Annotated in this window: 14 protein-coding genes; 8 read left to right on the top strand and 6 right to left on the bottom strand. The window is 60.2% G+C overall.

Annotated features, from left to right (window positions below; translation table 11 throughout):
- Positions 1 to 23 precede the first annotated feature (23 nt).
- The 3 genes from MWN76_RS11205 (at position 24) to MWN76_RS11195 (ending at position 5,164) form a co-directional block, all read left to right on the top strand.
- Positions 24 to 812, top strand: coding sequence for a gluconate 5-dehydrogenase (locus MWN76_RS11205; protein ID WP_250461505.1), 789 nt, complete (start codon positions 24 to 26; stop codon positions 810 to 812).
- Between the two features lie 102 nt (positions 813 to 914).
- On the top strand, positions 915 to 2,267 hold the full coding sequence (locus MWN76_RS11200) for a glycoside hydrolase family 28 protein (protein WP_250461504.1): 1,353 nt from the start codon (positions 915 to 917) through the stop codon (positions 2,265 to 2,267).
- 65 nt (positions 2,268 to 2,332) lie between these two features.
- Positions 2,333 to 5,164, top strand: a complete 2,832-nt coding sequence (locus MWN76_RS11195; RefSeq protein ID WP_250461503.1) for a TonB-dependent receptor — start codon at positions 2,333 to 2,335, stop codon at positions 5,162 to 5,164.
- A 164-nt stretch (positions 5,165 to 5,328) separates the two neighbouring features.
- Here the strand turns inward: MWN76_RS11195 and MWN76_RS11190 are convergent, their stop codons facing one another.
- A complete protein-coding gene (locus MWN76_RS11190) occupies positions 5,329 to 6,822 on the bottom strand; it encodes a mannitol dehydrogenase family protein (RefSeq protein WP_250461502.1) in 1,494 nt (497 codons plus the stop codon).
- Between the two features lie 188 nt (positions 6,823 to 7,010).
- Positions 7,011 to 8,426: a glucuronate isomerase gene (gene uxaC / locus MWN76_RS11185; protein ID WP_250461501.1), complete on the bottom strand. Its 1,416-nt coding sequence runs from the start codon at positions 8,424 to 8,426 to the stop codon at positions 7,011 to 7,013.
- A gap of 256 nt (positions 8,427 to 8,682) precedes the next feature.
- Here uxaC and MWN76_RS11180 point away from each other — a divergent pair, with 256 nt between their 5' ends.
- The 5 genes from MWN76_RS11180 to MWN76_RS11160 all read left to right on the top strand — a co-directional run bounded on the left by MWN76_RS11180 (position 8,683) and on the right by MWN76_RS11160 (position 13,808).
- Positions 8,683 to 9,642 (top strand): sugar kinase, encoded by a 960-nt coding sequence (locus MWN76_RS11180; protein ID WP_250461500.1) that lies wholly within the window; start codon positions 8,683 to 8,685, stop codon positions 9,640 to 9,642.
- 170 nt (positions 9,643 to 9,812) lie between these two features.
- On the top strand, positions 9,813 to 10,793 hold the full coding sequence (locus tag MWN76_RS11175) for a TRAP transporter substrate-binding protein (RefSeq protein WP_250461605.1): 981 nt from the start codon (positions 9,813 to 9,815) through the stop codon (positions 10,791 to 10,793).
- A 78-nt stretch (positions 10,794 to 10,871) separates the two neighbouring features.
- Positions 10,872 to 11,387, top strand: a complete 516-nt coding sequence (locus MWN76_RS11170) for a TRAP transporter small permease (protein ID WP_250461499.1) — start codon at positions 10,872 to 10,874, stop codon at positions 11,385 to 11,387.
- A 14-nt stretch (positions 11,388 to 11,401) separates the two neighbouring features.
- Entirely contained in the window at positions 11,402 to 12,703 is a 1,302-nt protein-coding gene (locus tag MWN76_RS11165) for a TRAP transporter large permease (RefSeq protein WP_250461498.1), read from the top strand.
- Between the two features lie 112 nt (positions 12,704 to 12,815).
- The gene (locus tag MWN76_RS11160) at positions 12,816 to 13,808 is read left to right on the top strand and encodes a family 43 glycosylhydrolase (protein WP_250461497.1); all 993 of its coding nucleotides are present in this window, start codon (positions 12,816 to 12,818) and stop codon (positions 13,806 to 13,808) included.
- A gap of 63 nt (positions 13,809 to 13,871) precedes the next feature.
- Here MWN76_RS11160 and MWN76_RS11155 read toward each other — a convergent pair whose 3' ends face one another.
- The 4 genes from MWN76_RS11155 to MWN76_RS11140 form a co-directional block, all read right to left on the bottom strand.
- A complete protein-coding gene (locus MWN76_RS11155; RefSeq protein WP_250461496.1) occupies positions 13,872 to 14,960 on the bottom strand; it encodes a pectinesterase family protein in 1,089 nt (362 codons plus the stop codon).
- Positions 14,961 to 15,047: 87 nt separating this feature from the next.
- The gene (locus MWN76_RS11150; RefSeq protein ID WP_250461495.1) at positions 15,048 to 15,800 is read right to left on the bottom strand and encodes a rhamnogalacturonan acetylesterase; all 753 of its coding nucleotides are present in this window, start codon (positions 15,798 to 15,800) and stop codon (positions 15,048 to 15,050) included.
- A 57-nt stretch (positions 15,801 to 15,857) separates the two neighbouring features.
- Positions 15,858 to 17,408 carry a pectate lyase family protein gene (locus MWN76_RS11145; RefSeq protein WP_250461494.1) on the bottom strand — a complete coding sequence of 517 codons (1,551 nt, stop codon included), beginning with the start codon at positions 17,406 to 17,408 and terminating at the stop codon, positions 15,858 to 15,860.
- An 82-nt stretch (positions 17,409 to 17,490) separates the two neighbouring features.
- A complete protein-coding gene (locus MWN76_RS11140) occupies positions 17,491 to 20,514 on the bottom strand; it encodes a TonB-dependent receptor (protein WP_250461493.1) in 3,024 nt (1,007 codons plus the stop codon).
- Between the last annotated feature and the right edge of the window lie 58 nt (positions 20,515 to 20,572).

The following is a 20,572-nucleotide window of genomic DNA, read 5'->3' as shown; positions in this document are numbered from 1 at the left end:
TTCGAATTTAGAGGTTCAATTTTATGAGTTCCCTATTTGATTTAACCGGAAAACTCGCCCTGGTCACCGGCGCCACCCACGGCCTGGGTATGGCCATGGCAGAAGGCCTGGGTAACGCCGGGGCGACGCTGGTGATTACCGGCCACTCGTCCCGGGAAAAACTCGACGGCGCCGTCGCCCAGCTGCGCGAAAAGGGCTTCGACGCCCACGGTTACCTGTTCAATGTCACCGACGAGGCACAGGTTGCCGACGCGGTGGGCCAGATCGAGAGCGAAGTCGCACCGATCGATGTCCTGGTCAACAACGCCGGCATCATCCGCCGCGTGCCACTGCTGGAAATGGAGCTGGGGGACTGGCAGCAGGTGATCGATACCAATCTGACCGGTGTCTTCACCATGAGCCGCCCGGTGGTCAAGCGCATGATCGGGCGCGGCGCCGGCAAGGTCATCAATATCTGCTCGATGATGAGCGAGCTGGGGCGCGATTCGGTCTCTGCCTACGCCGCCGCCAAAGGCGGCCTTAAAATGCTGACCCGCAACATGGCCACCGAGTGGGCCAGGCACAATGTGCAGGTCAACGGTATCGGCCCCGGCTACTTTGCCACCAGCCAGACGGCGCCGATCCGCGTCGATGGCCACCCGATGAACGAATTCATCATCGGCCGTACGCCGGCTGGACGCTGGGGCAACCCGGAGGACCTGCAGGGCACCGCCGTATTCCTCGCCAGCGAGGCGAGTGATTTTGTCACCGGCCAGATCGTCTATGTCGACGGCGGCATACTGGCGACCATCGGCAAGCCCTCGAACGAATAGTCACCGCGGCGCGCGGATGCGCGCCGGAACCTGCTATCGCAAAGCGGAGGAGAGAGGGGCAGTACTCCTCCGCATAATAATAACGACCAATGGTCAACTGCCATGATGAGAAAGGGTATCCCCGCTCCGCTGCTGTGGGCGGCAATTTTCCTGTGCGGCACGCTGTCCGCCAGTGCCGAAGACTGGGCGCTGGCCACGCAGATCGTGGAGGAAATCCGCCAGCCGGAAATCCCCGAGCGCGACTATCCGATTACCGAATTCGGCGCCTCTGCCGATGCGCGCGCGGCAATACTGGCGGCAATCGAGGCCGCCTCGAAAGACGGCGGTGGTCGCGTGCTGGTGCCGGAGGGCACCTGGACAGTCTCCGGTCCACTGGTTCTGCAGAGCCGCATCGAGCTGCACCTGGCCGAGGGCGCAAAACTGCTGTTCTCTCCCGATCCCGAAGATTACCTGCCGGTAGTGAAGACGCGCTGGGAGGGCACCGAGGTCTATACCTATTCGCCGCTGATCTATGCCGCCGACGTCGAGGACGTGGCGATTACCGGAAAAGGTGCCATCGATGGCAATGCGGACAGTGCGTTCCTGCCGTGGTATCGCAAGGCGCGCCCGGATATGCAGAAGCTGCGCGAAATGGGTGCCAGCGGTGTGCCGGTGGAGAAGCGGCGGTTCGGTGAGGGCGCCTTCCTGCGCCCGCCGCTGATACAGTTCTTCCACGCCGAGCGCGTACTGCTGCAGGGCTACACTGCGCTGAACTCCCCTTTTTGGGTCAATCACCTGGTCTATACCGAGGACGCGACAGTACGCGGTATCCGCGTCGACAGCCATTTTCCCAATAATGACGGTGTGGATATCGAGTCCAGCAGGAATGTCCTGGTGGAAGACAGCTGGTTCCGCACCGGCGACGACTCGGTGGTGGTCAAGTCGGGGCGCGATCTCGACGGCCGCACCATCGGCGTGCCCAGCGAGCGCATCGTCGTGCGCAACAACGATATGGGAGGGGAGGACGGTATCGCGCTCGGCAGCGAAATGTCCGGTGGCATCCGCGACGTCTTCTTTAGCGACAATATTCTGCGCCAGGGAAAATCCGCGTTCCGGTTCAAGGCGAACCTGGATCGCGGCGGCCTGGTGGAGAATATCCACCTGCGCAACCTGCAGGTGGAATCCTTCGACAATCTCTTCTGGTTCCAGCTGAATTATCCCGGTGAGTTGGGCGGTTTTTTTCCGTCCAGATACCGGGACATCGTGTTTGAAAACATCCGGGCACGGGAAGTCGGCACTTTTCTGGAAGTGCACGCACCGGCGGCGGCCCCGCTGCAGGAAGTGCAGTTCCGGAATGTTCGTGTCGAAAAGGTGGATACGCCCCTGATTGTCGAAAACGCAGCCGGCCTGACGTTTGAAAAGGTCAGGCTCGGAAGCCAGCAGATCGATGGTGTACTGAGCTGGCGAGAAGAATAAAAAAGAAGTAAGGGCAAAGAGAAATAAGCATTACAAGTCCTGCACAAATGAGAGAAGGAGACCAGATGATGAGATACCCACTCAAACCGCTCGTACTGGCCATGACAGTCGCGACTCCGGCGATGGCCCAGGATCAGGAGGCGCCCGGCAGTGCATCCCTGGAGGAGATCACCGTGACCGGTTTCCGCCAGTCGCTGGAACGCGCGCTCGATACCAAGCGCATGAGCGCCAACAATACCGACAGTATCATCGCCGAGGACATCGGCAAGATGCCGGACCTGAACCTGGCGGAATCCCTGCAGCGGGTGCCCGGCGTTGCCATTTCCCGCGAGGGCGGTGAGGGCCGCAATATCACCGTGCGCGGCCTGGGGCCGGGTTTTTCCCGCACCACGCTCAACGGCATGGAAGTACCGGCCAGCACCGGTGGCCTGGACTCGTCCGGTGGTGTCAACCGCGGGCGGGATTTCGACTTCAATGTGTTCGCCTCGGAGCTGTTCAACCGCATCACCATTCACAAGTCGCCGATCGCTTCCGTAGAGGAGGGCGGCCTGGCGTCGACCGTGGAACTGTCCACGGCAAAACCCTTCGATAACCCGGGCCAGCAGGTACACTTCGGCGGCCAGTTTATGGCCGACAGCTTCGCCGGCGAGTCGAATCCGCGCCTGACCGGCCTGTACAGCAATACCTTTCTCGACGACAGGTTCGGTGTGCTGGTGAGTGCCGCCTACTCCGAACGCACGGTGCGCCAGGAGGGGTTCGGCTCCGTGCGCTGGACCAGTCCGGATGCCAACGGCATGTGCTGGGACTGTACGGCCCTGTATGAGGATCCGGAAGATCCCGAGAGAATTACCGGTTATGAACACAACAATATTATGGACCCGGCAATTAGTGGCACACCGAATCCGTCCGCCAACGGCGACTCGGTCGCCGGGGACAGGTTGCCGCTGGATTATATGTGGACTCCACGCCTGCCGCGTATGGATTCCTTCAACCGCGACCAGGAGCGCCTGGGCCTGACCACGTCGTTGCAGTTCCGCCCCACCGACGCAATGGAGTTCTCCCTGGATGTACTGACGTCGAACCTGAAAGCGGACGTTACGTCGTACAACTATTTTGCCCAGTTCCGCAATACCTACGACCAGATAGTGCCCACCAGTGTGACGCTGGATGATAGCGGCCGCTATATCGTCGCCGGTGAATTCGATAACGTCACACCGCGCTCCGAGAGCCGCGGCCAGTTCAGCGAGACGGACTTCCGCCAGGTCGTCTTGTCCGGCCAGTTTGACCTGAGCGACAGCATGGTGCTGGACGTGATGTACGGCAATGCGGTTTCCGAGCACACGGAAGACCAGCTCCGTTTCAACCAGACCGCCAGTGAGGGACACAGCTTTTCCTACTCCTTCCTCGAGGACAGCAATATCGCCGAGATGTCCTACGGATTCGATATCCTCGACCCATCGCAGTACGAATGGACCGGCCCGACCCTGCGCCGGGATGTTGTCGAGCGGGATAACGACACCTTCCGCGCCGACCTGACGATCGAGGGTGACACTTCCAATATCAAGACCGGCCTTATCTGGAACAGCCGCGCGGTCCAGTCGGAACGTTGGGACGCCATCAATATCAATGACCTGAATGGCGAGGTGGTGGCCGCGAACCTGTCCGACGGGCTCGGCAATGTGATCGACGATTACGCCGATGGTATCGACGCGCCTTCCGGCTATCCCACCAGTTGGCTGGTGGCGGACTACGACGCGGCCGCCGAGGCCTGGGGCGTGGGCGAGTGGGAGCTGAACCCGGAGGACTCCAGTACTTACGACATCGAGGAGGAATCCCTGGGCGGTTATGTCGAGGGCAATGTGGAAACGGAACTGCTGGGGCTGCCTCTGACGGTCAATGCCGGTGTGCGGGTGGTGGATACCGAGGTGACGTCCCGCGGCGTGGCCAACGACGGCACCGGCAACTTTGTGCCCACCGAGCGGGAGGGCAGCTACACCGAGATCCTGCCGTCCACCAACTTCGTGTGGGAATTCCAGGAAGACCTGCTGCTGCGCCTGAGTCTGGCCCGTAATATGTCCCGCCCGGGACTGGGCAGCCTGGCCGGCACTGTGGAGGTCACACCGATCAATGGCAATGTGAGCATCGGCAACCCGGACCTGAAGCCGGTACGTGCAAACTCCGCGGACCTGGGGCTGGAGTGGTATTTCGCCGACGAGTCAGTGCTGGCATTCACGGTTTTCCACAAGCAGATCGAGAGCTTTATCACCGGCGAAACCCTGGAAGACCAGGCACTGCCGTCGGACCTGTTGGCAATCGTGGCCGCGCGCCCCGAGTATGATCCCGGTAGCGCCCTGTACGAGGAAAATGCGATCCAGCCGGGCGCCGAGGGCTGGAATATCACCACCAGCGTCAACGGCGAGGGGGCCAGCCTGGAGGGCTATGAGCTCGGCTACCAGCAGCCGTTGCGCTTCCTGCCGGGTTGGGCGAGCAACTTCGGTGTGCTGGCCAATTTCACCCACGTGAAATCCCGCGCGGATTTCGGCAACGGTGTGCGCGGTTCGCTGGAGGGGCTGTCGGAGAACAGTTACAACTTCGGCCTCTACTACGAAACCGACCTGTTCGGTGGCCGTGTGATGGTCAATGGTCGCGACGACTATGTCACCGACCAGACCGGCTCCAATGGCAACGCCTCCCACGGCACTACCGGCCCGACCCGGGTGGACATGTCGGCGTTCTACAACCTGACCGACTACCTGCAGCTGACACTGGAGGGCATCAACCTCACCAATGAGACCGAGCGGCTCTACACCACCGGCCCGCTGGGCGATATGGATCTGGTGCGTGAATACAACACCACCGGTCGGGAAATACTGGTGGGTCTGAGGGCGAACTTCTGATGCGGCAGTAATCCGCTCCCCTCCGCACAGCGGAGGGGAGCGTTTTCTACCTTTCTTGGTCGTGAATCTTTCGGCGGGCTGTTTGACCCGCCTTTTTTGTGGGCGGAGGTTAGTGTTCTGCGGCAGCTTGAGGGCCGGTACCGGCGCTGCCGGGGTCCGTGAGATCAGGCCACGCTGGTTTGCATCTGCATGCGCACACTCTTCAACACACCCTGGCTGCCGAGTGTGGTGAGCCAATTTGTGAGAGCCTCCTGCAGCCGCTGATTATACCGCAGGTCGCTGCCGAACACCGGCGTGTAGGCGAGGAAGGCGTCGGCCAGTTCGCGCGGGGTATCGCGGTGGCGGTCGCAGAGTGCCTTCAGTTCCACAGCGAGGGGATCGGAGACCTCGATCGGTTTTCCGGCATCGTCCTCGGCGCCGACATAGCGGATCCAGCAGGCCAGGGCGAACGTCAGCAGGTCGATGGCACCGCCGTTTTCCAACTGGTGGCGCAGGGTGCCCAGCCAGCGTTGCGGAATTTTCTGCGAGCCGTCCATGGCGATCTGCCAGGTACGGTGGCGCAGTGCGCGGTTGGAGAAGCGCTCCAGCAGCTGCTGCTGGTAGTGCTGCAGGTCGAAGCCCTCCGGCGCCTCTACCGCGGCGCTGGCCTCATTGGCCAGAAATTGCTTCGCCAGGGCGGCAAACGCCGGTTCGGCCATGACGTCGGCGACGGTTTCGAAACCGGCCAGGTAACCGCTGTAGGCCAGTAGCGAGTGGCAACCATTCAGCAGGCGCAGCTTGATCCACTCGTAGGGTTCCACATCGTCGACAAAGGTCACGCCGGCCTTTTCCCAGCCCGGGCGTCCGCGCACGAAATTGTCCTCGACCACCCACTGGGTGAAGGGCTCGGCCATGACCGCGGCGTTGTCGCGCACACCGAGTGTTTTTTCCAGTGCATCGCGGTCGGCATCGGTGGTGGCGGGAACGATGCGGTCGATCATGGTACAGGGACAGCTGGTGTTTTCCGCCACCCACTGCGCCAACCCGGAATCCACGGCGCGGGCAAACCCGGACACCATCTGCTCCAGCAGTTTGCCGTTGCTGGGCAGGTTGTCACAGGAGAGCAGGGTAAAGCCGGGCAGCCCCTTCTCCATGCGTTCGCGCAGTGCGTAGACGATAAAACCCAGCGCGCTTTTCGGTGCCTGGGGATTGTCCAGGTCATGGCGGATATCCGGGTGGTCCAGGTTCAGGTTGCCGGTGGCGGGATCGTGACAGTAACCTTTTTCGGTAATCGTCAGGGAGACGACACGGATTTCGTCTCGGGCCAGTGTATCGAGCAGTGCGCGCGGGCTTTCCGGCGCGACGTGCAAGTCCTGGATACAGCCGATCACGCGGATCTTCTCACCGTCATTGCCTTTTTCCACCAGCGAGTAGAGATAATCCTGTGGCGCCAGTTGGTCGCGCACCGTGGGCGAACGCAGGCTGGAGCCGATAATGCCCCAGCCGGTCTCGCCGTTTTCCAGTACCTCCTCGGTGTAGCGCGCCTGGTGGGCGCGGTGGAAGGCGCCGGTACCCAGGTGAACGATGCCGGGGGTGACGGCGTTGCGGTCGTAGCCAGGTCTGGTGACGGAGGCCGGAAGTTGTTCCAGGGTGTGGTTATTCAGGATTTTTTCAGTCATTGATTTTCTGTTTCCCTCGTAGGATAGGCAAAGGATCACAGCTACCAGTCGTTATTAGCGGAGCAGGCTTCGTCTGGATCCCTTTCCCCCCTCTCTCGTAGTGAGAGGGGGAGATTGTTTTAGGCTGGAGAGATAAATCGAATACTTTTGGCCGAGTCCCGAGTCCCGAGTCCCGAGTCCCGTTTGTCTCAGAGCTTGTAAGCCTTCTTCGCCAGGTTGTAACTCAGGTCCTGCGCCACTTCGAAGGCCTCGTCTTCCGGCAGCCGGTGTTCAGTCACCAGTTGTGCCAGCCAGGTGCAGTCCATACGTCGAGCCACGTCGTGGCGCGCGGGGATGGACAGGAAGGCGCGGGTGTCGTCGTTGAAGCCGACGGTATTGTAGAAACCGGCGGTCTCGGTCACCTGTTCGCGGAAGCGGCGCATGCCCTCGGGGCTGTCGTGGAACCACCAGGACGGGCCCAGTTTCAGCGCCGGGTAGTGACCGGCAAGCGGTGCCAGTTCACGGCTGTAGCTGGTCTCGTCGAGGGTAAACAGGATAATGGTCAGGTCCGGTTCGTTGCCCACCGCTTCCAGCAGTGGCCGCAGGGCGTGTACATAGTCGGTGCGCGACGGGATATCGGCGCCCTTGTCTCGGCCGTAATGTTCGAACAGCCACGGGTTGTGGTTGCGCACCGAGCCCGGGTGAATCTGCATCACCAGGCCGTCGTCGATACTCATGCGCGCCATTTCCGTCAGCATCTGGCCGCGGAACAGTTCCGCATCTTCCGCAGAGGCGCCGCCGTCGCGCACGCGTTGGAACAGCGCCTCGGCATCGGTGCGGCCCAGGTTGGCGGTGGTGGCGGTGGCGTGGCCGTGGTCGGTGGAGGTGGCGCCGAACTTCTTGAAATACTCGCGCCGGTTGCGCAGTGCCGCCAGGTAGCCGGCGTAGTTGCCGGTGTCCTCGCCGGTGATTTCCGCGAGCCGGCGCAGGTTATCGGCGAAGCCCTCGAATTCCGGATCCAGTACCGGATCCGGGCGGTAGGCGGTGATCACCCGGCCGCCCCAGCCGCTGTCGAGGATCTTCTGGTGATGGTGCAGGTCGTCCAGCGGCGATTCGGTGGTGGCGATCACCTCGATATTGAAACGCTCGAACAGTGCCCGCGGCAGGAATTCCGGTTTTTTCAGGAAGCTGTCGATACGCTCGTAGTAGTGTTCGGCCGTTTCGCCATCCAGGGCCACATCGAGTTCGAACACATCGTGGAAAACGGTATCCAGCCACATGCGCGACGGGGTGCCGCGGAACAGGTGGTAGTGTTCAGCGAACTTCTGCCAGATGGCGCGCGGATCGGATTCCGCCGGCGTGCCCTCGCGGCCGGGAATACCCAGGCTCTGCAGCGGCACACCCTGGCTGTAGAGCATGCGGAAGACATAGTGGTCCGGTTTGATCAGCAGGTCCGCGGGGTTGCCGAAGGGGTCGTTGTCGGCAAACCAGGACGGGTCGGTGTGTCCGTGGGGGCTGATGATCGGCAGGTCCACGACGCTCTCGTAGAGTTTGCGTGCGATATCCCGGCTGGTCTTGTCGGCGGGGAACAGGCGGTCCGGATGCAATTGCAGAGGGCGTGTCATAGGGGCGTGGCTCTTGTTATCGGTGTTCCTGAAGCATAATGCGGTAGCGCACACCTGGAAAAGGCCCGCCCCGGATACAGCGGGGGCGGGAAACTGTGCGGCCCTTGGACTGGCCGCACCAGGCGTGGAGAAACCCAGCAGCATTTGGCTGGTGTTGTCATGGTGCCAAAAATTGGTTATACCAGTCAACCATTATGGTAAGACCTAAACGGTTAAACAATCGACGATCATAAGCAGACAATAAAAGGGGGTCACATTGAAACTGGCAGCACTGGGAGAAGTCATGGTGGAATTTGCGCCGCAACAGGGGCAGGGCGCCGCCGCGCCGCTGTTCGCGCAATCCTTCGCCGGTGATACCTACAACACCTCTATCTATATCGCCCGCAATGGCGTCCAGGTCAGCTACGCGACCCTGCTCGGTGACGACCCCTACAGCGAGCGCATGCTGCAGGCGATGACCGCCGAGGGGATCGACACCGTGGCGATCGAACAGCTTCCCGGCCGCTGCCCGGGGCTCTATACGATCCAGAACAGCGCCGACGGCGAGCGTCAGTTCACCTATTGGCGCCGCGAGTCACCGGCCCGCGAGCTGTTCGCCGACGGGCATCGCCGCGCGCAGCTGCAGGACCACCTGCGACAGATGGATTGTCTCTACCTGTCCGGTATCACCCTGGCAATCATGGCACCGGAGGCGCGTGAGCACTTACTCGCATTCCTGCGCCAGTATCGACACGACGGTGGTCGCGTCGCCTTCGACAGCAATTTCCGCCCCCGCCTGTGGGCCTCGAAGGAGGTTGCCCGGGAGGCGGTGGCTGCCACCCTGCAGCAGTCGGACATCGCGCTGCTGACCCTGGAGGACGAACAGCTGCTGTGGGGCGATCGCAACGCCGGCAAATGCCTGGACCGCAACGGTCGCCACCAGTTGGCAGAACTGGTACTCAAGCGCGGCCCCGAGCCGGTACTGCTGCAATACGACGGCGAGCTCACGGCGCTGGATGTGCCGCCGGTGAGCGATATCGTCGACACCACCGGCGCCGGTGACGCTTTCAATGCCGGTTACCTGGCGGCGCGCCTCAAACGGGTGGAACCGGAACTGGCTGTCGCGGCCGGCAACCGCTGTGCCGCCCAGGTGATCCGCCACCGCGGGGCCATCATTCCCGCGGCCGGCTACCAGCCGGACAACGGTGCACCGATCGACGGCCTGGCGCGCGCCTGAACAAAGCGTTATGGTAGCGCTATCATGCGTGTTTGCAAGCGCATTGCATCTCCAGCCCTTCTATGGATAGAATGGTAAGACCAATCTGGTCTGCCCCATTGGTCCCTGTTTGACCTCTGGTAATGCCCAAAGCCTGTAGTAATAACAATAGACAGCAGGTACACAAGATGATGAAGAGAGCACTGCCGCTGAAAGCGGTGGCAATGGCGAGCCTGCTTCTGCTGCTTGGCAGTTGTGGTTTCGAACAGTCGCAGGTAACGCTGAAACTGGCGCACACCCTCGACCAGCAGCACTCGGTGCACCGGGCCATGGAGTTCATGGACAAACGGTTGCGGGAGCTGTCCGGCGACACCATGAAGGTGGATATCTACTCCGGCGGCCAGCTGGGTGGCGAGCGCGAACTGATCGAACTGCTGCAGATTGGCACCCTGGCCATGACCAAGGTCTCCGCGAGCCCCATGGAGGGCTTCGTGCCGGAGATGAAAATCTTCAATATTCCCTACGTTTTCCGCGATTCGGAGCACTACTGGAAAGTACTGCAGAGCGACATTGGCCGCCGCCTGCTGGAAGCCGGGGAAGTGGCGCGCCTGCGGGGGCTGGGATACTACGACGCCGGCAGTCGCAGTTTCTATGTCAACGACAGGCCCATCCGCACCCCGGACGATCTCGATGGCCTGAAGATCCGTGTGCAGAACAGCCAGACCGCGATCAAGATGGTCAATACCCTCGGCGGCGCCGCCACACCGGTGAGCTGGGGCGAACTCTACACCGCCCTGCAGCAGGGCGTGGTGCAGGGGGCCGAAAACAACCCTCCCAGTTTCTATCTCTCCAAGCACTTCGAGGTTTCCCGTTACTACACTCTCGACGAGCACACCTATGTGCCGGACATGCTGCTGATCAGCACAGAGGTGTGGGACAAGCTCGACAGCCAGCAGCAGGCCTGGCTGCAGCAGGCGGTGGACGAGTCCGTCGAGTACCAGCGCAAGTTGTGGCAGGAGTCCACGCGCGAGTCTCTGGCCGCGGTGAAGGCCGCCGGCGTCGAAGTGATCCGGCCCGACAAGCAGCCGTTTATCGATGCGGTGCAGCCGTTGCACGAGAGTTACGAAGGAACGGAAGTGGGCGAACTGCTGAAGCAGATCGCCAGCATGTAGCGCTCCCTTTTTCTCCCCCTCCAATAACAGTGGTGGGGGCATAAAAAATAAAGATAAAAAGGTACAGCAGAGATGATCATGAAGAGAGTAGACCGGCTGCTCGAAATAACCCTCGGCAGCCTGATGGCACTGATGGTGCTAGATGTCACCTGGCAGATACTGACGCGTTTCCTGCCCATGAGCCCGAGCTCCTATACCGAGGAGCTGGCGCGCTACCTGCTGGTGTGGATCGGCCTGCTCGGCGCCGCCTACGCTTATCGGACCAGATCCCATATCGGCATCGACCTGCTCACCAGCAACCTGCCGCCGAAGGCGCGCAAGGTATCGCAGCTATTTACCATCAGTGTGTGTTTCCTGTTTGCCGCGGCGGTGATGGTCTTCGGCGGTATCCAACTGGTGATGCTCACCTTCGAGCTGAACCAGGTGTCTGCCGCACTGAATATTCCCATGGGGTATGTCTACGGCGTGATTCCCCTGTCCGGCACACTCATCTGTATTTTCGGTGTGACGCAGTTGCTTGAAGTACTGGGCGGTGAAGGTGTCGTGCATCCGTCCGGCGACCAATCGGCAGAACTCGCCCCGGCGCAGGCGTAGAAAGGGAGCACTCCATGGAAATTTCAATTGCGGTACTGCTGGCCAGCTTCCTGATCCTGCTGGCTCTGAACGTCCCCATCTCCATCAGCATTGGTGTGGCCACGTTGCTGACCATGCTGGTCACCATCGATCCGCTGCCGGCGCTGATCACCATGGCCCAGCGGATGGCCACGGGTATCGACAGCTTTGCACTGCTGGCGATTCCGTTTTTTATCCTGTCCGGGTTGTTGATGGGCGGCGGTGGTATTGCGCGGCGGATCATCGCCTTTGCGCGGGTGCTTGTCGGTATGCTGCCGGGCGGGCTCGCCTTTGTGAATATCATCAGTTGCACCCTGTTCGGTTCCATTTCCGGTTCCGCAGTAGCGGCCACCTCGGCCGTGGGCGGTTTCATGATTCCGTCCATGAACAAGGAGGGTTACGACAAGAACTTCAATACCGCGGTCACCGTGGCCTCATCCACCACCGGCCTGCTGATTCCGCCCAGCAATATCCTGATCGTATTCTCCCTGGCCAGTGGCGGCGTTTCCATTGCGGCGCTGTTTATCGCCGGTTACCTGCCGGGCCTGCTGGTGGCGCTGGGGCTGATGATGGTGTGCGGAGTCTGGGCCAAGGCCAAGGGCTACCCGGTGGGTGAGGTCACTCCCTGGCGCGAGGCACTGAAGATTTCACTGGACGCGGTACCCAGCCTGTTCCTGATCGTGTTGGTCATCGGCGGTATCATCAGCGGTTTCTTTACCGCCACCGAGGCCAGCGCCATCGCGGTCCTGTACTCGCTGTTGCTGTCGGTACTCATCTACCGGGAGATCAAGGTCGACCAGCTGCCGGCCATCCTGGTGAAGGCCGTGGAGACGACGGCCATCGTGATGTTCCTGATCGCCGCCTCTTCCGCCATGTCCTGGATTCTCTCCTACGAGAATATCCCGCAGACCATCAGCCAGGCGTTGATCACCCTCAGCGACAACCCGCTGCTGATCCTGTTGACCATCAACCTGATCCTGCTGGCGGTTGGCGCCTTCATGGATATGACACCGGCGGTGCTGATCTTCACCCCGATCTTCCTGCCGGTGGTCACCGAGCTGGGCATGTCGCCGCTGCAGTTCGGTATCGTCATGATCCTGAACCTGTGCATCGGCCTGTGCACGCCGCCGGTGGGCAGTGTGCTGTTTGTCGGTGCCAGTATTTCGAAAACCTCCATCACCAGCCTGATCCGGCCGCTGCTGCCCATGTACGCGATGATGTTCCTGGTACTGATACTGGTGACCTACGTACCGGCGATCAGTGAGTACCTGCCGCGGGCACTGGGCCTGATCGACTGATATCGGGTTGGATTCCGGGGGCAAAAAAGTCGGGGAGTTCCCGGATTCCGCTGCGCTGTATCCGGGCTACGCTCCTTTGGCTGAAATCGTGAATCAATCCTGGAAGAGAATCATGACTGGACCTCTCGCCTGCAGAGCCGCTGTCGCCGCACTGCTGTTTGGCGCCCCGCTGTGTTTCGGGCAGAACCCGCTCGATTTCGGCGGTGATATCCTCACTGCCGATCCGTCGGCCCATGTCTGGCCGGACGGCAAGATGTATCTCTACACCTCCCACGACCAGGAGTGCCAGAAAGATTTCTGGATGAAAGACTGGTATGCCTTCTCCTCCGATGACCTGGTCAACTGGGAAACGCACGGCCCACTGCTGACGGTGGATGATCTCTCCTGGGCGGACAACTTTGCCTGGGCGCCGGATGCGGCCTACAAGAACGGGAAGTACTACCTGGTATTCCCGGCCGGCACCGGTTTCAAGGATCGGCAGAACCCGGAGAACAGCACCAAATGGATGGGAATCGGGGTCGCCGTCAGCGATTCGCCGACGGGGCCCTTCGAGGATGCGATCGGTGAGCCTCTGTGGCGCGAGCCCTACGCCAATGACCCCAGCCTCTTTATCGACGACGACGGCCAGGCCTACCTGTATTTCCACGGCAAGGGGCACGACTACTATGTGGCGAAAATGGCCGATGACCTGCTGAGCGTGGAAGGCGATTTCCACAAGATGGATATGGGCGGCCACGAGCCCAAGATGGAGGGGCCCTGGGTCTTCAAACGGGGGGATCAATACTATTTCACCATGCCGGAGAACAACCGGGTGCTGAGCTACTACATGAGCGATTCACCCGGTGGGCCCTGGGAGTACAAGGGCGTGTTTATGGAGCAGGAGCACCAGAGCAACAACCACCACTCGATTGTCGAATACAAAGGTCAGTGGTTGCTGTTCTATCACCGCTGGCTGGAAACGCCTGAAACCGGCTGCCACAAGCGTCAGCGACATGTGGCCGCCGAATATCTCCAGTTCAACGAAGACGGCACCATCCGCAATGTCGAGCGCACCACATCCGGTGTCGGCAACTTCCCGAAAAAGATAATGGCTGAAGCCGATTGAGGATATGGCGGGCCGTGGGCCCGCCTCGCAGGAGCCGCCGGCACGGCCGGCTCCCACACAGCACTAAAATTCCGGCATCCAGCCTTCCAGAATATTCTCCCTCGTGTAGCGGGCGGCTTCCCCCTTCTTCAGCTGGCGTCGTTCGCTATTGATCACGGCGCCGGGGCCGGTGTTCCCGTACTCGAAAAAGCGGGAATTCTCCGGCTTGAATACTGTGCTTTTGCTGCCATCGCGGCTGGTTCCGCGCATCGATGCCCAGCCTACGCCGGCGATGTGATCGTCCATCCAGGTATTGATAAACACGCTGGCACCGATGGCATCGGGATCGGCGTAGCGGCCGTCCGGGAATGTGGTAGTGGGGTGCCAGGGGCGTCCGAGCGGCACTGAGCCTGCCGGTACGCCGTCTTCTTTCAGCAGCCGACAGTCGATAAATACCAGCCCGTAGTCGCTATTGATATTGGTGCTGGGGGCCGTGACATAACCGGTGGTTTCCATATCCCGTGCCCGCACCCGATTGACGATATCGCTGTCCTCGAACAGCGCCGTGCCGGCACCAAAGATAAAGTCCACATTGCCCTCGATGACGCTGTCGAGGAAGTAGCTGCGGCCGCTGTTTACATACAGCGTGTCCTGGTAACCGGACAGTTTTACGTGGTGCAACATACTGCGGTCGGCGCGACCATTTATGGCCAGGGCCACCGCCTGGGTGCCGCCGACTTTCTCGGTGGCGCGCTTGTCCAGCGCGTCGTTGCGAAGAAAGTCAAAGCTGTTTTCCACCGTCAGGTTTGCCGCGCGGAAATCCGGTGCCAGCACACTCAGGGTCGCCGAGCGGAATGTACCCCAGGTTTTCCCGGAGCCGGGCATTTTCTGCCCGGCATAGGCATCGTAGCTCAGTACCACGCCGTCTCTGGACTCGCCCACCAGGTTGACATGGGGTTTGGTGATCGTCAGCTTTTCACGATAGCGGCCGTCGCGAATATAAATAGTGTGGGGGCGGTTGGCGTCGGCGGGAGCTCTGGCCAGGGCTTCGCTGACAGTATGGTAGACGCCGTCGGCGATGGGGGAACCGGGATCGACCAATGCGTCGTAATCCGGCGCCGCCAGGGCGGCATTGAAAGACAGGGCCAGTGCAAAGAAGGTCAGGAGCCTCATGATGTTTCCTTCCATTGTCTTGCTGAAATCAACTACCTGCTGAAAGCTGGGCGCCACCGGCAGCGGTGCGGGCGGGGAAAACCCAGGTCAGTACTCCAGCGCCAAGTGTTTGGGGTCCGGCTTGCGCAGGTGCTGTGCCAGGGGGTGTTCCATCTGTTTAAGCTGCTCCAGCACCAGCTGTGCCACTTCCCGTGCACCCAGGTGGTTGAAGTGGGTGTTGTCGCGCACGCCGACCGGGTAGTTCGGGTGGGTATCCGGGGGAATATGCATGAAACGCAGGGCCGACTCCGCGTCTCCCATGGCCTGGAAATACTCCCGCGTTACCTTCTCCATATCGATGAAATCCACTGCCTCTTCGGCGGCGACTTCCCGTGCCAGGCTGGCATAAGGGTGGGTGTGTTCAATCCGGTTCGGGGCCTCGAAGTAGCGGCGTGTGACCGGTGTCATCAATAGCGGACTGGCCCCCGCCTCCCGCGTCTCGCGGATAAAGCGACTGAGGTTGGCCTTGTACTGGGCCGGCGTGGTGTAGCGATCCGTCTTGTGTTCCGATTCATCGTTGTGGCCGAACTGGATGATCACCGTGTCGCCTTTGTGCAGATTTTCCGCGATCGACTGCCAGCGCCCCTCCTCGATAAAAGTGCGGGTGCTGCGGCCGTTTTTGGCCCGGTTGTCGACCGTTACCGATTCGTCGAAAAAGTACTGGAAGGGCACCCCCCAGCCGGTCTCCGGGTAGTCTTTTACGTCCTTGATGGCCATGGTGGAGTCCCCGGCCATATAGACGGTCTCGGCGTGGCAAAACAGCGGAACAATCATAAGCAGGGAAAAGAGTAACTTTTTCATCCAGAGTACCTCCCGGTTATTTCGGTGAGCTGCGGAAGCCTGTCCGCAGTCTAGCTATTACTGGCACGAAACCTTGCCCAGGCCCAGCACATAGGCCTGGTCGTGCGCCAGTGGTGAGTTGAACGGTATTTCGCCGTCGGGCCCGGCGGTGGCACTGATGTAGTCGACCAGTGCCTGCCCGGGGTCGGATCGGACGTCGTCGGCGCTACCGTACTCCGGTGCCTCGACAGTGCCCCAGTCGTTGGCAATCTGCCCTGCCTCGCCGGCGAGGTTGCAGGCGCTGTCGGACAGCCAGATGGCACTGCCCTCATCGCGAAAGTTGCCCTCTTCACCGGCGGCCCGGTCGTTGCGGGCCAGCTCGCCGGAGAGATCGCTCACGGATACACCGTTGTCCTCGTTCATCAGGAACACATTGTCTTGCCACAGTACCTGGGCACCCACGCGCGCGCTGAGCACATCCTTGCGGTAGTTCATGAACAGGTTGTTGAACATATGCGTGCGGCCGCGGCGGATCAATGGCACCCGGCGGCCGGTATTGGAAAAGGTGCTGTAGAGTGTATCGCGGGTAATAAAAGCGTTGTGGTGCATGGTGGTGCGGATATCCGCATTGATTTCCCGGTCGTCACTGGAGCCGTGCAGACTGGCCCGCTTGACGTCCGTCAGGCGGTTGAACGACATGGTGATATGGTGTGCGCCCCGCTTGACGTCGAAGGCGGAGTCACCGGTCAGGTCGAAACGGTTTCTGTGAATCCAGATATCCTGCGATGCATCGCTGCGGATCATGTCCGGATCCAGCTGGTGATCCTCGGTGTGGCCGGCGCCACGGAAATCCAGGCTGGTCAGTATCACATTCCCGGCGCCCTGAATTTCAAAACCATTGAAGCGGAAATAGGCATTGCTGAGCCTGCCGTCGATGGTGGTGTTGCTGGCGATATCCGCGTTGCCGATCGGCAGGCCATCGACGTTGAGGCGATTATTGAAGAACTCGGCTACACAGTCGCCTTCCGCCACGCCTTTGTCGGAACACCACTGTTGGTAGTCCAGGCACTGGGCCTCGGTACCATCGATGGCACTCTGCACCGATGGGCTGCCACAGTCATTGCGGTACATGGCCACTTCGGTTTCCGCGGCGAAGTCGAATTTGTCGAATACGATCCAGTTGTAACCGTCGTCGGAGATGGCATCGAGGAGCTGTTGCTCCACGGTGCGGCTCTCCGGGTCGCTGGTCTGGTCCACGATGACCGTCAGTTTGCTGTTGCCATTTTCATCGTAGCCGCCGGTGGCATTCCCGCCATAGCCGACGGCGCGACCCAGGGTTTCCGACAGGCACCCGACGATCTCCTGATCCGTGTCCAACCTGGCGGAATCGCGCCAGTTGACATTCGGGTCCGTGGCCAGGGTACGGCAGGCTTCGCTGACGGTGGTGGGGCCACCGGAGGAGCTGGAACTGCTGCTGGATGATGAACTGCTCGAAGAACTGGAGCTACTGGACGAACTGCTCGAGGAGTCAAAAGCGGGTGGGCTTGGGGCTGATCCTCCCGAGCTTCCACCGCCACAGGCTGCGAGTTGTGCGGATAACGCTATGGCGATCAATACTTTTACTTTCATGACTTGGTCTCGGATGACATTACAGCCCAAAAAAGCCCCGCATTACGGGGCGTCAAGCAAGGGCAAGTGGAATACGGGGAAATCAGAACCGGATATTCATACCCAGCTGGTACGAGGGACCATAAGTTTCCGTCATGAATACCATGTTGCCGCCGGACAATGCGTTGCCCTCGAAGTAGCGAATGTTGCTCTCATCAGTGATGTTGACCGCATCCAGGTAGAGCCTGATATCCTCGGTCACGTTATAGGTAGCCTTGACGTCATAGGTTACGCCCGCATCCTGGTATACATCCGCCCAGGCCGCGCAGTTGGCTGAGTAGCCGAGCGATGCATCTGCGGCAATATCGGACTCGGTGCAGGAGCCGATACGTTTCAGGATTTCACTGCGATAATTGGTGATAAAGCGGAAAGAGAAGATATCGTTTTCCCAGCCCAGAGTGGTGTTCAGGGTCACATCCGCCTGCTCAGGAAGCCGGATCTTGCCCGCTCGAATCGTATCCCCTACGTCGGCTTCGGAGTCCAGTAGCGTGAAGTTGGACTGTATGAAGAAGTTCTTCAGCAGGCCCTCCATAAAGTACTGGTTGTAGGTGAACTCGAGACCATAGACTTCGGCGCTTTCACCGTTGAGGTAGGTCTGGGCGTTGGTCAGCTGAAGGTCGGAGGGAATCTGGAACATATCCACCTCTTCGACCGGAAGGCGATAGGGCAGTTCGTTGAGGTTCAGGTTGGCACCACTGACCTCGACGATAAAGTCGTCGATCTTTTTATAGAAGGCCGCTGCCTGTATAAACAGGTTTTCATTGGCATACCAACCCAGTGAGGCGTCAAAATTCGTCGAGTTCATCGGGTCAAGTTTTGGATTGCCGATTTCCAATACGTTGTCCGGCGACATTTCCAGGTTCCGGGACTTGTATGCATCGGTGTAGGTTGCATCACTCAGGTCGCCCTGCAGGTCTGACGGCGTGTCGGAGCAGTTGTCGTCTCCGAGGTTGGCCGCCGGATCATTGTTACAGAAGATCACCCGATCGCGTACCTGGGCCGAGGCCCGGGCCTGGTCGAACGATGGGCGTGAGAAAGAGGTCCACAGGGAGGTGCGCAGTAGCAGGTCTTCGCGAAGCTCGTCGCGGTAGTGCAGGCTGGGGAAGAAACCGCTGTAGGAGTTGGCTGTATCGTCCAGTGGTACTGCGATATCGAAAGACTCGAGTTGATCCGAACTTTCTTCGCGATCATTGCGGATGGAAAGATAGCCGGTGGAGTTGAAATCCGTTTGCTCGTAGCGTACACCACCTATCAGGGTTCCGGTATCGGTGACCTGGAACTCCGCCATCGCGTAGGCCGCGGCCGCATCTTCGGTGATGGTGTAGTCGTTACGGGTACTCTCGACTTCGTTCTCGCCCGGATCGTAGTTGTCACCGATAACCCGGGTCAGGCCTATCAACCGCTCGGCTTCTCCACGGGTGATCATGGCGTGATCGAACATCGGAGTATTGGGAATAAAGGTTTCAAAGTCACCGAGACGGGAGCCCGCCGCCGTTACACAATCCAGATTGCCGGTACCGCAGCCTGCCACTGCCTTGTCGTTGGGAACAATACTGACCCGGTTCTTATCGCGATTGCGGTCGCGGTTCTTGATCTTGAAGCCCGTCTTGAAGTAGTTCAGCGGGCCGACATTGAAGTCCTTGCGCAGGTTCAGCGTGGCCTGGTCGAGCGTGTCTTCGCGGAAACTCTGCTCCATAAACAGGTTGTCATAGAGCATATACGGCTGCACGGTTTCCCCGTATTGGTAACCGGAAGGGCCGAATCCACCGGTACCATTGACACTGTCGACACCCGCGAGATCCTCGAGTTGACTCGGGTGTACGATCTGGCCATTGAGAAAGTCATCGCCATACTGGCTGATGGCGGTGATGTCACGCACGCGGAACTGGACCCGGCGACCGTCGGGTGAATCGAGGGTGCTGCTGGAGTGGGTCAGTTCGTAATCCAGCGTCCAGTTGCCCTCGAACAGGTTTTCGCCACCGAGGGCGAACACTTTGGTATCGCTCTCCGCTTCCTGAATGAAGAACTGGTGCTGCAGGTCTATGCCGCCCATTCCGTAGGTGTTGCTACCGGGATCCAGGTAGTAGATCTCGTTCTCGTCAGGATCATCGGGCGCGTATTCCGCCTGGCCGAAGCGATAGTATTCCCGCAGCGCGATATCGTCGTCGCTGTAGACGGTGTTACTGAAACGCGCATAGTAGGCGCTATTGTCATTCGGGCGATACTCCAGATCGAAAATTCCCGCCATGCGTTCGCGCTCGGCGGTTTCCTGGCGGTTCTGCAGTTCGTGGGCGATCAGCATCGGCGTGCCACCGTCCACGGCCACGTAGCGGGGCAGAGTGGAATCGTGGTGTCGGGATTCGTAGCCCTCGGTCTTGCGGTTCTCGTAAGAGAGCGAATAGGCGAAGCCGATGGTTTCGTTGGCAAAAATATTGGTGCCCTGCAGGGTCATCTTGGGTGACATTTCACCACTCTGGTCCTGGTAGGCACTCTGGGCATGTAGTTTGAGGGTGTTCTCGCCACGATCGAGTGCGGACACGGTGGTCACGTTGACGCTGCCACCGATGGAGTTCAGGTCCATATCCGGGGTCAGGCTTTTCAGGACCTCGATGGACTGGAGTACGTCGGCCGGTAGTGAATCGAGGGAAAATCCACGATCCTCAAGGTCATCGCCGGCACCACCACCGCCATTGGCCATTTCCGAGCCATTCATCTGCACTGAGACAAAGCCCGGACCGAGGCCGCGCAAGTTAATGAATTTCCCCTCGCCCTCGGATTTCTGCAGAGTGATGCCGGGCAGGCGCTGCAGGGACTCGGCCACGTTCTGGTCGGCAAAATTACCGGCGTCGTCCCCGGTGATGACAGAGCTGAAAACGTCTTTCATGCGTTCGGCTTTGCGGGCGTTCAATTCGGCACCCTGCACGCCCTCAACATAGACCTCTTCCAGGGTCGGATCGTCTACGGCACTGGCATCCACTGCCTGGTTGTCTTCCTGTGCAAATGTGGCGGCGCTGGCAAGTGCTATTGCCAGTGGTAAAACTTTACGTTGAATGCTGTACGGAGTCATGGCTCCCTCCCGTTTTCCCTGATTTTTATAGTTGGCCGGACCGGCCGCGTGGCGGCCG

It is taken from the genome of Microbulbifer litoralis (genome assembly GCF_023634065.1).
Classification (GTDB): domain Bacteria; phylum Pseudomonadota; class Gammaproteobacteria; order Pseudomonadales; family Cellvibrionaceae; genus Microbulbifer; species Microbulbifer litoralis.
This window is presented reverse-complemented; position numbering and strand designations above follow the sequence as displayed.

Bases quoted from the DNA above. Each gene is read 5' to 3' on its own strand.
- MWN76_RS11150 (WP_250461495.1), bottom strand. From the start codon at position 15,800: ATGAAAAAGTTACTCTTTTCCCTGCTTATGATTGTTCCGCTGTTTTGC.
- MWN76_RS11175 (WP_250461605.1), top strand. From the start codon at position 9,813: ATGAAGAGAGCACTGCCGCTGAAAGCGGTGGCAATGGCGAGCCTGCTT.
- MWN76_RS11200 (WP_250461504.1), top strand. From the start codon at position 915: ATGATGAGAAAGGGTATCCCCGCTCCGCTGCTGTGGGCGGCAATTTTC.
- MWN76_RS11160 (WP_250461497.1), top strand. From the start codon at position 12,816: ATGACTGGACCTCTCGCCTGCAGAGCCGCTGTCGCCGCACTGCTGTTT.
- MWN76_RS11170 (WP_250461499.1), top strand. From the start codon at position 10,872: ATGAAGAGAGTAGACCGGCTGCTCGAAATAACCCTCGGCAGCCTGATG.
- uxaC (WP_250461501.1), bottom strand. From the start codon at position 8,426: ATGACACGCCCTCTGCAATTGCATCCGGACCGCCTGTTCCCCGCCGAC.
- MWN76_RS11155 (WP_250461496.1), bottom strand. From the start codon at position 14,960: ATGAGGCTCCTGACCTTCTTTGCACTGGCCCTGTCTTTCAATGCCGCC.
- MWN76_RS11140 (WP_250461493.1), bottom strand. From the start codon at position 20,514: ATGACTCCGTACAGCATTCAACGTAAAGTTTTACCACTGGCAATAGCA.
- MWN76_RS11205 (WP_250461505.1), top strand. From the start codon at position 24: ATGAGTTCCCTATTTGATTTAACCGGAAAACTCGCCCTGGTCACCGGC.
- MWN76_RS11165 (WP_250461498.1), top strand. From the start codon at position 11,402: ATGGAAATTTCAATTGCGGTACTGCTGGCCAGCTTCCTGATCCTGCTG.
- MWN76_RS11195 (WP_250461503.1), top strand. From the start codon at position 2,333: ATGATGAGATACCCACTCAAACCGCTCGTACTGGCCATGACAGTCGCG.
- MWN76_RS11145 (WP_250461494.1), bottom strand. From the start codon at position 17,408: ATGAAAGTAAAAGTATTGATCGCCATAGCGTTATCCGCACAACTCGCA.
- MWN76_RS11190 (WP_250461502.1), bottom strand. From the start codon at position 6,822: ATGACTGAAAAAATCCTGAATAACCACACCCTGGAACAACTTCCGGCC.